Raw genomic sequence first — 13,230 nt, 5'->3', positions numbered from 1 at the left:
TTTACAACACCTTCTCTTTCTTCCGCTTGGAGTAGAGCGGCTTCACAACCCAACGTACAATACCTTGGGCCGCAATGAAGAAAATAATCGAGCCAATGACAACCCGGATAATTTCGGGCGGTACATCTGCGCTAAAGCTCATCCCCGCAGAACCATACGTAAGCGTTCCGAACAAAACAGAACCGAGCAGCACACCGAATGGGTTATTCATCCCAATCAGAGCTACAGCGATACCATCAAAGCCGGTTCCCGGTGATCCTGCCATGACAGATTGATAATGGAATACTCCCAGCACTTCAAAGGCGCCTGCCAATCCGGCAAAAACCCCACTAATGAACATCGCTTTTATGATATTACGATTTACATTCATACCTGCATAGCGGGATGCATCCTGATTAAATCCGACAGCCCGAAGCTCATAGCCCTGCTTTGTTTTCCACATGAAAATGTAGAAAAAGACTGCCGCCAGCACAGCAATAACTGTGCCCCAATGTACCCGAGCATTCCCCATCATCTGGGACAGCCATTCGATGGAAATTGAAGCAGAAGGCTGAATATCCACAGAACGATTTTCACCATCCATAAGTGCGAACTGATTGATCACCAAATTAGCCAAATACAGACCAATCCAGTTCATCATAATACATGTAATAACTTCATTCACGCCTCGTTTGGCCTTCAAATAGCCAGCAATTGCAGCCCACAGACCTCCGAAAACTGCACCTGCAATCACAGCCAACGGTGCATGAATGATAGCTGGCAACCCATGGAGTTTAATGCCCACAATCGAAGCAGCTGTCATACCTACCAGAAACTGACCTTCGCCGCCGATATTAAACAATCCGGCGCGGGCCGCAAAAGCAAATGCCAACCCCGTTAAAACCAGCGGAGTCATCTCACGGATAGCCTCTCCAAAGTTATAAGAATCTCCGTATACACGGCTAAACAAAGCAGAATAGGCCACAATAGGGTCATACCCGCCAATCAGCATCACAATAGCACCCAGAAGGAGACCCAAAATAATAGAGACCAGCGCCAGTACAAAGGAGTCTTTTGTGAATATTTTCAATAGATTAGCCATTCTCTACTCCTTTCTTCACTGCACTTCCTGCCATCATCAGTCCCAGTTCCTGGTCATTCGTTTCTTCTGGCAGCACTTCCCCGACAATCTTGCCCTCATAGATGACAGCAATTCGGTCGGATACATTCATAATCTCATCCAGTTCAAAAGATATGAGCAACACAGCTTTACCTTGGTCCCGTTGGGCAATCAGTTGTTTCTGGACAAATTCAATAGCTCCGACATCCAGACCGCGTGTAGGCTGTGCTGCAATGAGAAGGTCTGGATTTTTATCAATTTCGCGCGCAATGATAGCCTTCTGCTGGTTCCCACCAGATAATGCTCTTGCCTTCGTGTGAATATCCGGTGTTCTTACATCAAACTTTTCGATAAGACTTTTGGCCTGTTTCTCTATAGCATCTTTGTTCAAGAAGCCATTTTTACTGTAAGGCGCCTGGTAATACGTCTCCAGCACCATATTTTCACTCATAGAAAAATCGAGCACCAACCCATGCTTATGACGGTCCTCCGGTATATGTGAAACGCCTGCCTCGGAAATTTTGCGTGGTGACTGATTGGCCACCTCTTGTCCGAGCAAACGAATGCTCCCGCCATCCACCTTGCGTAAGCCTGTCAAAGCTTCGATCAGTTCACTCTGTCCATTGCCATCTACTCCGGCAATCCCCAAAATCTCGCCCGCCTTGACCTGCAGGTTCAACTCATTTAGAACGTTAATGCCATCCTTGTTTTTAGAAATTACATTGTTCATTTCTAGTACCGTTTGTCCTGGTTGCGCAAGCTGCTTGTCCACTTTAAAGGACACACGACGGCCTACCATTTTCTCAGCCAGTTCATTTGGTGTTGTTTCAGACGTCTTGACCGTATCAATAACCTGACCTCGGCGAATGATCGTAACCGTATCTGCAATTTGCATGATTTCTTTAAGTTTATGAGTAATAAGAATAATTGATTTGCCTTCAGCGACCAAGCGCTTCATAATGTCCAGCAACTCAGTGATCTCCTGTGGTGTCAGCACAGCTGTAGGCTCATCGAAAATCAGAATATCTGCACCACGATAGAGCGTTTTGATAATTTCTACACGTTGCTGCATACCAACAGATATATCCTCAATTTTGGCATTCGGATTTACCTGAAGACCGTACTGCTCAGACAACCGCTGTACTTCTGCGGCAGCCTTTTTATAATTGATTTTCAGACCCTTACGTGGCTCCGAGCCCAGGACAATATTTTCGGTAACGGTAAACGGCTGTACGAGTTTAAAATGCTGATGCACCATGCCAATCCCCAGATCAATCGCCTTATTAGGGCTATCAATCTGTACGGGTTTACCTCCGATTTCAATGGTCCCTTCATCCGGCTGATACAGTCCGAAAAGAATATTCATAAGCGTAGATTTACCCGCGCCATTCTCACCCAAAAGGGCATGAATTTCTCCCTTATGCAGCTTGATGCTGATGGAGTCGTTGGCAACGATGCCGGGGAATCGTTTTGTAATTTGCTTTAACTCAACGACGGGGGTCGCTGCATCCATGAGATCACCCTTATACACTTTATAGTATGTGCTCCAATGAGCTGATTTTGCCCGTTATAATCGATATAACTCCAGACGTAAGAACAAGGCTAGTCTTATGAACCAGCCTTGTCGCCACCTATATGTTCTTCAAGCCAAACTTATTTCGAAGGAACTGTAATTTCGCCCTTAATAATTTTTTGCTTGTATTGTTCTACAAGATCAAGCACGTCTTTAGGCACGTTTTTCGTTGATGTGTCTGCCAAACCAATTCCATTATCCTTCAAAGCCAGTGTTTCGACACCGCCCTTAAATTTACCGTCAATTACTTCTTTAGATACGCGTTTTACAGCTTCATCTACACGTTTTACCATCGAAGTCAATGTTACGTCGTCACCAAACTCAAGCGATTGGTCTTTATCTACGCCAATAACCCATACTTGCTGACCTTGTTGCTTACGTGCGAGTGCTTCGTTAAAGACACCTGTACCAGATCCGCCAGCTGCATGGAAAATAATATCCGCACCGCTGTTATAGATCGTCGCAGCTGCTGCTTTACCCAGGTCCGGCTTATCAAATGCACCTGTGTAGTTAACTTCCAATTTTGCATTTGGATTTACAGCTTTAATTCCTGCTTCGAATCCTTTTTCAAAACGTTTGATCAACGGGCTGTCTTGTCCACCCACAAAACCAATTTTGTTTGTTTTGGTAAGCTTACCAGCTACAACCCCCACCAAGAAGGAACCTTCATTTTCAGCAAAAACAACCGATTTTACGTTAGGCGCATCCACGACACTGTCAATGATCGCCAAATTCTTGCTTGGGTTGTCTTTCGCTACTTGTCCAATCGCATTCGCCAGATTAAAACCGATTCCCCAAGTCAGGTTAAAATCACCCTTAACAAATTGGTTCAGGTTAGGAATATAATCTTGATCAGATTTACTTTGCAGGTATTTAACTTTAACGCCCGATTCTTTCTCAGTGGCTTGTAGTGCCTCCCAAGCAGATTGGTTAAACGATTTGTCGTTTACTCCACCCACATCTGTAACCATGCCGATTTGGACATTCGATGTTTTGGCAGAACCACCTGTGTCTCCACCATTTGCGTTGGACGCACCTTGATTTTTGTTACCGCAGCCTGCGAGAATGACCGAGATCGCCAGCAGCATAACCAAAGACATACTGAACATTTTCTTCATGCTGATACTGTTCCCCCTTAGTGTTAGATCCCTGGACTGTCTCTTTTCTTTGAACATGTACATGCTCATGCATGTCATTTACTGACGAGACAGATCGTACAGAAGACTTACTTTAGAGATTATACAATTATGATCGGCTAAAATCTAGACAATTAATAACCTTGGGTCAATTTTTTTTTGAAATTTCATCAATGTAAGCGCTACAAAATCAAAAAAAACATACATTCTTCCATCTCGCGTCATATTTATTCGTATTTTGGAGAAAACGAAGTCTTTTCCGTAACATTGAGTATGTACAAAAAAAGGCATCCCTACACAGCGTACTGCTTGGGATACCTTTTTTACCGCTTTCGCGGTTTCCACGCCTTCATTATTAATAATTAAGCGTTGATTTTGCCTTTAGCAACAGTTGCCAAAGAGTTGAATGCATTAATATCATTGACTGCAAGATCAGCCAAGATTTTGCGGTTAATGTCCACACCAGCCAATTTCAGGCCGTGCATCAATTTGCTGTAAGACAAACCGTTCAAACGAGCTGCTGCGTTGATACGCACGATCCACAGTCTGCGGAAGTTACGTTTCGTCTGACGACGGTCACGGTATGCGTAAACAAGCGATTTCATTACCTGCTCGTTAGCTGTTTTAAAAATGCGGTGTTTGGAACCAAAATAACCTTTAGCAAGCTTCAATACTTTTTTATGACGACGACGAACGACGAATCCGCCCTTTACTCTTGCCATATCAATAGACCTCCCAAATAATGTTTATACTTCATTCATTGCAGTGCTAGTGCTATTTCAGGTTAGCAAGACCTTGTTTCAGACGCTTAACGTCCCCAGGTGCCATCTCAGGGTTAGTACCCAGAACGCGTTTTGCACGTTTGGATTTGTGGGAAAGCAAATGGTTTTTGTAAGCTTTGTAACGCATTACTTTACCAGTACCGGTAATTTTGAAGCGGCCTTTAAGGCTGCTATGTGTTTTCATTTTAGGCATTGAACTTCCTCCTTAATTTGTCATTGACTCTTTGGAGCCAATATCATAATCATGCTGCGTCCTTCGAGCTTGGGTTGGCGCTCCACGGTACAAAGATCAGCAACTTCCAATTTCACACGTTCGAGAATTTTTTGACCCACATTAGCATGGGTAATTTCACGACCGCGGAAACGAACGGAGCATTTCACCTTGTCCCCTTCATTCAGGAACTTTACCACATTACGAAACTTGGTTTGGTAGTCATGTTCCTCGATGTTGGAACGGAACCATACCTCTTTGATGTCAACGATCTTCTGGTTTTTACGGGCTTCCTTTTCTTTCTTCTGTTGCTCATAGCGGAATTTACCGTAATCCATAATCCGACACACGGGCGGCTTCGCTTGAGGCGCCACGTTTACGAGATCCAAGTTTGCGTCAATCGCCATTTGCAAAGCTTCACGCGTCGGTGTAATCCCGATTTGTTCCCCATTCGCACCAACTAGACGTACTTCTCTCACCCGAATCTCATCATTGATCATATGTTCCTTACTAATAACCCTCCACCTCCAGAACCTGTTATTGTTGTATTGTGTTTAAGCACAAAAAAGGGATGACGACTATACAGCCGACATCCCTGTCTGATACTCAATTCATCATGAAAGTTCAATTCACAAATCATTGGATCATGACCAGCCGGCAATACCGGGCAGGTGAGAAGTCGGACCTTCTACTTGTTAATCCATACTTTTCAATTAACATACTCAAATATCTTATCACGGTGTAATCGAGGTGTCAACACTTTAATAAAAATCGATGGCACCGATCTTCAGTCTATTCACCGTCCAATTAGCCTTGCTTACTCTGAACCTCTTCCAAGCGAACGACACGCGTATGCTGGGTATGGCTCCATTGCTTATTGTTCTGTGTAAAGAACGCATAGAACGTAATCGGATACCATGAAATCAGATAGACCGGGAACAGCAATAGGTACAGATAGACTTTTTTGAATGTGACCTTTTCCAAAATCATCGCGATCACAAACGTAGCAATATTCAGACCAACAGCTATAACACCGGTCCAAGCTGGTAACTGTACATAAATGTTCTCGATATTAGGTCCACCAAAGAAGGCGATATCTACCCACATTGCTGCTGTCATCAAGAAGGTGAACAGTACGATGTACACGTTCAGACCGTAAAGAGCCATATCGAATTTAATCAGGCTTCTATGCTTGATACTTTGCCACAGCAACGGGAAGAAATAACGACGAGCGACCGTAAAGTGACCTTGCATCCAGCGCAGACGCTGTCTTGACGAGGCCTTGAATGTCAACGGCTTTTCATCATATACCTTGGCATCGTAATTAAATCTTGGATATACGTTGCGCTGTGTGCAGCGCATGGTGAATTCCAGATCCTCTACCAGACTTGTCGCACCCCAGCCCATTTCCTTAAGCAGATTTGTTTCAAAGCACATGCCTGTACCACCGAGGAAATTAGCCATGTTCAAATTGTGACGTGACAGTTGCCACAAACGGTTGATGTACCAATAAGATACCCCGTATGCCGCTGTAATCCAAGAATCCTCAGGATTCTTAGTATCAATGTACCCTTGGATAACACGGGCACCTGTACACAGATCATTGTTCATTTCACTCAAGAAATTGGTATGCGCCAAATTGTCAGCATCAAACATGACAATGGCATCATATTGACGCGGCATAGCCCATAGTTCCTTGAGCATCCACTCAATAGCGTAGCCTTTACCACGCAGATTCGGATTCGTACGTTCACAAGCATTCATGCCGTGAGCGCGAACAATGTCCGCAGTCTTATCTGTACAGTTATCACAGATTACGAACACATCGTAAAGTTCCTTCGGATAATCAAGTTGCTTCAAATTCTCCATCAATGCTCCGACAACCTGTTCTTCATTGTGGGCAGCGACTAAAATGGCAAATGTTTTTTCTGGAGCCGCGTGCTCTTTCCTTTTCTTGCGAACCAATCCGAACAAGGAGAATGCAAACTGATAGACTGCGATCACCGCCAGTATGATCTGGAGCGTCACGAAAATAGCGTCTAACATGATCTCTTGTTACCCCCTTTTTATACCCCTTAAAATCTTGCGTTTGTTTGTTTTCTATCTGTGTAGCGCAAGTTGCGGCGCTTTGCGCGCCTTTTCTGTAGTTTTTGACCCGACCCTTGCTTTCTTCATTGGCTGTGCGCAGCCCCTTTTGGCTGACACAGGAATGCCATTACGATTTTCGTTGGTTTTCAATCTTTTGTCAAAGCCCTTAAATCGGTCTCAGCAGCAAAAAAACACAACAAACTCCCGTTTGAACCGAGAATGCGGCGCTGGACTTCTCATTCATGACGCTTAGGTCTTATTTTCATCCATTTGCTAACTTTTTATTTCTTTGGTCCCTCCTTTTTGTGGGCCAATTAGCAACCACTTCTAAACACTCTATCTTATTAGACGGATGAACGCAAAGAAAGTTATACAATTCAGCTTATATTCCATTAACATTTTTGTGTAGAATTGAACCAAGTAAGTTATGAATCTTTAGTGATTCTTGAAATGAACAGCGTTTAAAAATATGATGAGAGCAAGAGAATAATTACTTATGGTCTGATTATGTCAAAATGACTCAAAATATTTGCCGACTGACCTGAACCGGCAACCGGAGGAAACCAAATGCAACGTCTAGTCGTAAAACTTGTAAATCTGGAGCAGCAGTTGTTCAAATGGATCAACGGACGCTTACACAACCGTTTTTTGAACTTCTGGCTTTATTATCTCACACATTTAGGCGGGGCTACCTTTACTATAGCCTCTACACTCCTTATTTGGTGGCTCGCTCCGAATCCGTGGAAAGATTCCAGTATGAAGGGAGCCATCGCTCTCGGGGTCAGTCACATCCCCGTAGCTATCGTTAAAAAGCTGTACCCGCGGATTCGCCCGTATTTAGCGCTACCAGGTACAAATACATTCCGCAACCCCTTGTCGGACCATTCTTTTCCCTCAGGGCACACGACCGCTATTTTTTCAGCTACCGTGCCTTTTATGCTACAATCACCGATGCTAACATTGCTGCTGTTGCCTGTAGCGACAATTGTAGGTTTTTCTCGGATTTATCTGGGTCTTCACTACCCAACGGATGTACTCGCAGGAGCGGTCATCGGAACGTCTGCAGCAATAGGAACGGTTGCATTCTGGCCTTAAAGCCGATATGGTATGATTGAGAACATCCCAGCAGGAACAGGTGAAATGAGAGTGGCTAAAAAACGAGTGTTATTATTATCGGAAGGTTTCGGTGCCGGACATACTCAAGCTGCCTACGCGCTCTCAAGCAGTTTGCGGAAGCTTTCTCCGAATGTGCAGACAAGAGTGCTGGAGCTGGGGAGTTTTTTGAATCCAAGAATGGCCCCGCTTATTATTACAGCATACAAGAAGACTGTTGTATCGCAGCCTCGCCTAGTCGGATTGGTTTACCGTCATCAGTACAAAAAATCATTAAACCGTCTTACAACGCTCGCTTTGCACCGTCTGTTCTACACGCAGACCCGAAACATTCTCCGGCAGCTTCGTCCCGATTTGGTGGTATGTACTCACCCCATCCCAAGCGCGGTAATTTCACGTTTGAAGCGCTTAGGCTTACATGTTCCGCTTTGTACTGTCATTACAGACTACGATGCACATGGAACATGGATTAGTCCCGAGGTTGACCGGTACTTTGTATCTACGCCTGAAGTCATGCGTAAGCTGCGCGCACGCGGAGTACCCGTCTCGAAAATCCAGGTGACCGGCATTCCCGTTCATCCAAATTTTTGGGAACATCCTGGGCACGATGAAATTAGAGAACAATTTGGACTTAAACCCATCCCGACCGTACTCGTTATGGGTGGCGGCTGGGGCCTCATGAATGACGAAGTCATACATCGTTCGCTTACTCAGTGGAGAGATAACATTCAATTTATTTTTTGTTTGGGGCATAATGATAAAATTCGTCGTAAAATGCAGGTGGATCCCAGGTTTAATCATCCAAATATTCATATCTTCGGATTTACACGGGAAATCGACAAATTAATGGAGGTATCGAATCTGCTCATCACCAAACCTGGCGGAATGACATGCACCGAGGGATTGGCCAAAGGGATTCCGATGCTGTTTCACAAACCTCTCCCTGGACAGGAGGAGGAAAATTGTCAATACTTTACGGCTCAAGGCTACGGAGAACCGATTACTTCGCTGGATGTTGTCGTGAAATGGATGAACCGACTGCTACACGATTTTCCAGAAATCGTCCGCAAGCGACAGGAGCACGTTCATAATGTAGCGCGATATTATCCTCTTCAGAGCGCACAGAGTATTTTGGATATACTGGAACCGAACAGGGTGCTTTCCTAAAAGGAAGCACCCTGTCTTATTTTATCCATTTGATCTGTTTTTTATTTCCCGTACTTTTCAAGGCGTGTTTTTCCGTACTCTTCCAAAGTATCGTTGCCGATCAGCACCTCGACTCGATGAATATTCATACCCTTGCCCATGAACTTTTGTTCGTATTCCGTCATGACATGCTCCTCGTTAATCCCCTCACGATGAAGGTTTAACGAAATATTCGTCATCTGCAAACCACTATCGGCAAACGAATTCAAAGAAAACTCAAACAGTGTCTCCGAATCGGTCTTAAAATGAATTTGTCCTTTGCTGTTCAAAAGCTGACGATACTTGTCCAAAAAACGCGGATGCGTCAAACGACGACGTGCATGCTTGGCTTTAGGCCAGGGATCACTAAAATTCAGATAAATGCGTTCAATTTCTCCTGGTTCAAAAACATTCTCAATCTGTTCAATGTTTGCCAGCGCCAATTTAATATTAGGTGGCGTATCAACCTCTGAATTACTCCAGGCCAGACGAGACTTTTCTGTTGCACGGCGAACCAACTCATCATACATATCAAAGCCAATATAGTTAACCTCCGGATTCCGGAAGCTCATTTGGCTTATAAATTGCCCTTTACCCATACCGAACTCTACATGAATGGGACGATCATTACCAAAAAGCTGCTGCCATTTCCCCTTATACTGTGCTGGCTCTAAGATGACTAGGTCCTGCTGTTCTTCCAGACTTTCACGAATTCCTTTTCTTCCGCGTAAACGCATGTTACTCCTCCATATACTCTGTTATCAAGGAAAAAGGAATTTCACCCCCGCTTGAAGATACGGAAATGAAATTCCTTTTTCAATATATTTGGATTGGGGTCCAACTAATTTAATTGTTCATAGTCTACCCCATCAGCAGGTGAAAAATCAATTGTCTTTTGGCAAGCCGCTCTGATTTTTTGACGTGCGGTCGTTCCAATCTGACGATCCTGCCCAAAACGGACACCAGTCAATGCCAACGCCTCATCAAAGGTTAACTCAACAGTAACTTTATCCATACGCGTCTTATCCTGCGCATTCATAAAAGATCACCTCACGGGTTATTTGTGATGGAACCGACGTGCACTTACCCTAAAACAGGCGATAGAAACAGCATAGCTGCCTCCCTGAAGAATAGTCATTAGCACGGATAACTTTTATCTTCAGGATCGAAAACAGTCCTTTTATTGTATGTCTGGTACCGCTTACAATATAACACATTGTGTAACCTTTTTCAATCCGCAACGCCATAAAATCCGCACATTTTATTGACTTGTTCGGTCAAATGATTCCCAATGAAGACTGATTTTTGTTACAATAGGATGATCGTAAAAAAAGGAGTACACCCATGAAAACAGATTTATTGCCTGCTCCTCTCCTGTGGGGAGATAAACGGTTCCATACTTGGAATTACGAAATGCGTGAGCAATTTCAAAATAAAGTGTTCAAAGTCATGTTGGATGCGGGTTTTACCTGTCCGAATCGCGATGGCTCCATCGCTAAAGGGGGTTGCACCTTTTGTAGCGCACGCGGATCGGGTGATTTTGCCGGGCGTCGTCGTGATGATCTGGTCACCCAGTTCAATACGATTCGGGATCGGCAGCATCTAAAATGGCCAAACGCCAAATATATTGGCTATTTTCAAGCCTACACGAATACGTATGCCCCAGTTGAGGAACTGCGAGAATACTTTGAGGTTATTTTGGAGCAGCCTGGTGTTGTCGGTCTGTCCATCGCTACACGTCCTGATTGCCTGCCTGACGATGTAGTGGATTACCTTGCCGAGCTAAACGAACGCACGTACTTGTGGGTCGAAATGGGTTTGCAAACTGTCCATGAATCGACCTCAGAGCTGATTAACCGCGCTCATGATACTCAATGCTATCTGGAGGCGGTGGAAAAGCTACGCAAGCGGAATATACGTGTATGCGCCCACATTATTTATGGTCTGCCCCAAGAGACGCATGAAATGATGCTTGATACGGGGCGTGCAGTAGCGGCTATGGATGTGCAGGGCATCAAAATCCACCTGCTGCATCTCATGCGTAAAACGCCCATGGTCAAGCAGTATGAAGCGGGATTGCTACGCTTTCTCGAAAAGGACGAATACATTAAGCTGATTGTTGATACGCTGGAATTTTTACCTCCCGAAATGATCGTTCATCGGCTGACCGGAGATGCACCACGCGATTTGCTAGTGGGACCTATGTGGTCGCTTAAAAAATGGGAAGTGCTTAACTCCATAGATAATGAACTGAAGTCACGTGAAACGTGGCAAGGAAAATACTGGAGGCAGCCTTAAATGGGGTTCCTATCCGTCCTGAGCTACGCTCATCAATTGGTGGCTGCGCGGGTCCAGCCTGGCGATACTGCTATAGACGCTACTGTCGGCACAGGAGCAGATACGTTATTTCTGGCAAAAGCCGCTGGCAAACGGGGTCGTGTCTACGGCTTCGATATCCAGCAAGAAGCACTGCATTGCGCCCGTCGTCGGCTGGAAGAAAACGCTTCGCCTTCATTAGCAGAAGTATCGCTACTGCTACAAGGTCATGAGCAAATGCGGGAGGCCGTTCCGGATATGCTGCATGGCAAAGTCGCTGCGGTCATGTTTAACCTCGGCTACTTGCCATCCGAAGGCGCCGATCCTACGGTCATCACGCATACGGACAGTACGCTCGTCGCGCTTGATGCTGCCTTACAATTGCTGCGACCACGCGGCATTCTGACTGCCGTACTCTATCCAGGGCATGCTGGAGGCATTGAAGAAGCAGATGCCGTTCTTCAATGGGCTTCTGCTCTCCCGGTCTCCAGCGGTCAAAGCATTATTTATCGTCAATTACAACGAGCCGCTTCGCCTTACGTAGTGGCAGTTGAAAAGAAATAATGTTGGATTTTAAACTCAGGTTATGAGCGGCTTTTTTAGCCGCCTTACATATATCATTTTTTTAGCTCGTTTGGGCGCTATTCATCCCAGTTTATTGCCCCAGCGGCACGTTATTGATTTCCCTATTCTGTTAGGTCGCACTCATTACTCATTATGGAGGAGAGAAATTATGCTAAAGCCATACCCGCTGCAATTTCAACCTGAGTTCAAAGAGAGAGTTTGGGGAGGACGGGCCTTAGAGCAATTTGGTCTAACCCCACCAGAAGGACATATCGGGGAAGGATGGATGATTGCCGATCATCCAAACGGAACAACAACGGTCATCAATGGTGAGCTGGCAGGCAAAGGACTGGATGAAATCCGCGAGACCTACGGGCAAGATTGGCTCGGGGCCAAGGGTGTATCGGAAAAAGGCGGGCGATTCCCACTTTTGATCAAACTACTGGATTGTAATGATGACTTATCCGTTCAGGTGCATCCGACAGATGATTACGCAGGACTTCCAGCCGGAGAATTAGGAAAAACTGAAATGTGGTACGTGCTTGATGCCAAGCCAGATGCCAAGATTATTTATGGTCTGACCGAAGGTGTAACCCGCGAGAGTCTGCGCACAGCTCTTGAAAGTGGGGATATCCTCGGCAGTTTGCGCCAGGTTCCAGTCGAAGCAGGCGATACGTTCTTCATCCCCGCTGGAACCGTACATGCACTGTGTGCAGGCGTTGTCGTTGCTGAAATCCAGCAAAATTCGGATACTACCTATCGATTATATGACTACAACCGCCCCGGACTGGATGGCAAGCCTCGTGAGTTGCATATCGAGGATTCCCTCAATGTAACCTCCTACGAAGGTGCAGGGGCAACAACGATGAAAACGGACGGCTTACGGCCTGGAAAATGGCTCCAGCTGGCAGCCTGTGAGTATTTTATTGTGGAAAAGGGTATCGTAGATGGAAGTTGGGCACTTTCTACAACGGAAGACAGCTTCACCATTCTCGTGATTTGTGAAGGCAGTGGGTCCATAGCATGGAACCATAATACGGAGTCTCTTTCCTGTAAAGCTGGAGATTGCTTCCTGCTGCCGGCTAACCTGAACGGTTACACGCTGAATGGCGGAATGACCGTACTTAGATCTTATCTTCCTTAAGGCTTAAAGGATGTGATGT

General features: G+C 45.2%; 14 protein-coding genes. 5 read left to right on the top strand and 9 right to left on the bottom strand.

Annotated elements, in window-relative coordinates; all coding sequences use genetic code 11:
- Position 1: 1 nt before the first annotated feature.
- The 7 genes from T3H97_RS07460 to T3H97_RS07430 form a co-directional block, all read right to left on the bottom strand.
- Positions 2–1,081, bottom strand: coding sequence for an ABC transporter permease (locus T3H97_RS07460; RefSeq protein ID WP_039269736.1), 1,080 nt, complete (start codon positions 1,079–1,081; stop codon positions 2–4).
- Positions 1,074–2,612 carry an ABC transporter ATP-binding protein gene (locus tag T3H97_RS07455; protein WP_328802155.1) on the bottom strand — a complete coding sequence of 513 codons (1,539 nt, stop codon included), beginning with the start codon at positions 2,610–2,612 and terminating at the stop codon, positions 1,074–1,076. Before T3H97_RS07455 ends, T3H97_RS07460 begins: the two co-directional genes overlap by 8 nt.
- Before the next feature lie 140 nt (positions 2,613–2,752).
- A complete protein-coding gene (locus T3H97_RS07450; RefSeq protein ID WP_061829124.1) occupies positions 2,753–3,790 on the bottom strand; it encodes a BMP family lipoprotein in 1,038 nt (345 codons plus the stop codon).
- 380 nt (positions 3,791–4,170) lie between these two features.
- Positions 4,171–4,530, bottom strand: coding sequence for a 50S ribosomal protein L20 (gene rplT, locus T3H97_RS07445; RefSeq protein ID WP_007429517.1), 360 nt, complete (start codon positions 4,528–4,530; stop codon positions 4,171–4,173).
- A gap of 52 nt (positions 4,531–4,582) precedes the next feature.
- Positions 4,583–4,783, bottom strand: coding sequence for a 50S ribosomal protein L35 (gene rpmI, locus T3H97_RS07440; protein ID WP_013309379.1), 201 nt, complete (start codon positions 4,781–4,783; stop codon positions 4,583–4,585).
- Between the two features lie 20 nt (positions 4,784–4,803).
- On the bottom strand, positions 4,804–5,301 hold the full coding sequence (gene infC, locus T3H97_RS07435; RefSeq protein ID WP_013309378.1) for a translation initiation factor IF-3: 498 nt from the start codon (positions 5,299–5,301) through the stop codon (positions 4,804–4,806).
- A 307-nt stretch (positions 5,302–5,608) separates the two neighbouring features.
- Positions 5,609–6,847: a glycosyltransferase family 2 protein gene (locus T3H97_RS07430; protein ID WP_328802154.1), complete on the bottom strand. Its 1,239-nt coding sequence runs from the start codon at positions 6,845–6,847 to the stop codon at positions 5,609–5,611.
- A 609-nt stretch (positions 6,848–7,456) separates the two neighbouring features.
- On the opposite strand from T3H97_RS07430, the gene T3H97_RS07425 reads away from it, so the two are divergent.
- Together T3H97_RS07425 and T3H97_RS07420 are read left to right on the top strand one after the other, a co-directional pair.
- Complete coding sequence (locus tag T3H97_RS07425; protein WP_328802153.1) at positions 7,457–7,984, top strand: phosphatase PAP2 family protein; 528 nt, start codon at positions 7,457–7,459, stop codon at positions 7,982–7,984.
- A gap of 51 nt (positions 7,985–8,035) precedes the next feature.
- On the top strand, positions 8,036–9,169 hold the full coding sequence (locus T3H97_RS07420) for an MGDG synthase family glycosyltransferase (protein ID WP_442955637.1): 1,134 nt from the start codon (positions 8,036–8,038) through the stop codon (positions 9,167–9,169).
- Between the two features lie 41 nt (positions 9,170–9,210).
- Here T3H97_RS07420 and trmB read toward each other — a convergent pair whose 3' ends face one another.
- Together trmB and T3H97_RS07410 are read right to left on the bottom strand one after the other, a co-directional pair.
- A complete protein-coding gene (trmB, locus tag T3H97_RS07415) occupies positions 9,211–9,924 on the bottom strand; it encodes a tRNA (guanosine(46)-N7)-methyltransferase TrmB (protein ID WP_250244004.1) in 714 nt (237 codons plus the stop codon).
- 104 nt (positions 9,925–10,028) lie between these two features.
- The gene (locus tag T3H97_RS07410) at positions 10,029–10,226 is read right to left on the bottom strand and encodes a hypothetical protein (protein ID WP_013309373.1); all 198 of its coding nucleotides are present in this window, start codon (positions 10,224–10,226) and stop codon (positions 10,029–10,031) included.
- A gap of 305 nt (positions 10,227–10,531) precedes the next feature.
- Between T3H97_RS07410 and T3H97_RS07405 the strand changes: the two genes are divergently transcribed.
- From T3H97_RS07405 to T3H97_RS07395, 3 genes are all read left to right on the top strand, one after another.
- Positions 10,532–11,485 (top strand): tRNA modification radical SAM protein MnmL/YtqA, encoded by a 954-nt coding sequence (locus T3H97_RS07405; RefSeq protein WP_250244001.1) that lies wholly within the window; start codon positions 10,532–10,534, stop codon positions 11,483–11,485.
- A complete protein-coding gene (locus T3H97_RS07400) occupies positions 11,486–12,067 on the top strand; it encodes a tRNA 5-(aminomethyl)-2-thiouridylate-methyltransferase MnmM (RefSeq protein ID WP_160789009.1) in 582 nt (193 codons plus the stop codon). It begins immediately after the preceding gene.
- A 169-nt stretch (positions 12,068–12,236) separates the two neighbouring features.
- Positions 12,237–13,211 (top strand): type I phosphomannose isomerase catalytic subunit, encoded by a 975-nt coding sequence (locus T3H97_RS07395; protein ID WP_328802151.1) that lies wholly within the window; start codon positions 12,237–12,239, stop codon positions 13,209–13,211.
- Positions 13,212–13,230 lie beyond the last annotated feature (19 nt).

Source organism: Paenibacillus sp. LX16 (genome assembly GCF_036252815.1).
Classification (GTDB): Bacteria; Bacillota; Bacilli; order Paenibacillales; family Paenibacillaceae; genus Paenibacillus; species Paenibacillus polymyxa_B.
The sequence above is the reverse complement of the archived record's forward strand: the minus strand, read 5'-3'. Positions and strand labels throughout refer to the sequence as shown.

Bases quoted from the DNA above. Each gene is read 5' to 3' on its own strand.
- T3H97_RS07450 (WP_061829124.1), bottom strand. From the start codon at position 3,790: ATGAAGAAAATGTTCAGTATGTCTTTGGTTATGCTGCTGGCGATCTCG.
- T3H97_RS07455 (WP_328802155.1), bottom strand. From the start codon at position 2,612: ATGGATGCAGCGACCCCCGTCGTTGAGTTAAAGCAAATTACAAAACGA.
- T3H97_RS07405 (WP_250244001.1), top strand. From the start codon at position 10,532: ATGAAAACAGATTTATTGCCTGCTCCTCTCCTGTGGGGAGATAAACGG.
- T3H97_RS07400 (WP_160789009.1), top strand. From the start codon at position 11,486: ATGGGGTTCCTATCCGTCCTGAGCTACGCTCATCAATTGGTGGCTGCG.
- rpmI (WP_013309379.1), bottom strand. From the start codon at position 4,783: ATGCCTAAAATGAAAACACATAGCAGCCTTAAAGGCCGCTTCAAAATT.
- T3H97_RS07395 (WP_328802151.1), top strand. From the start codon at position 12,237: ATGCTAAAGCCATACCCGCTGCAATTTCAACCTGAGTTCAAAGAGAGA.
- rplT (WP_007429517.1), bottom strand. From the start codon at position 4,530: ATGGCAAGAGTAAAGGGCGGATTCGTCGTTCGTCGTCGTCATAAAAAA.
- infC (WP_013309378.1), bottom strand. From the start codon at position 5,301: ATGATCAATGATGAGATTCGGGTGAGAGAAGTACGTCTAGTTGGTGCG.
- T3H97_RS07430 (WP_328802154.1), bottom strand. From the start codon at position 6,847: ATGTTAGACGCTATTTTCGTGACGCTCCAGATCATACTGGCGGTGATC.
- T3H97_RS07425 (WP_328802153.1), top strand. From the start codon at position 7,457: ATGCAACGTCTAGTCGTAAAACTTGTAAATCTGGAGCAGCAGTTGTTC.
- T3H97_RS07410 (WP_013309373.1), bottom strand. From the start codon at position 10,226: ATGAATGCGCAGGATAAGACGCGTATGGATAAAGTTACTGTTGAGTTA.
- T3H97_RS07460 (WP_039269736.1), bottom strand. From the start codon at position 1,081: ATGGCTAATCTATTGAAAATATTCACAAAAGACTCCTTTGTACTGGCG.
- trmB (WP_250244004.1), bottom strand. From the start codon at position 9,924: ATGCGTTTACGCGGAAGAAAAGGAATTCGTGAAAGTCTGGAAGAACAG.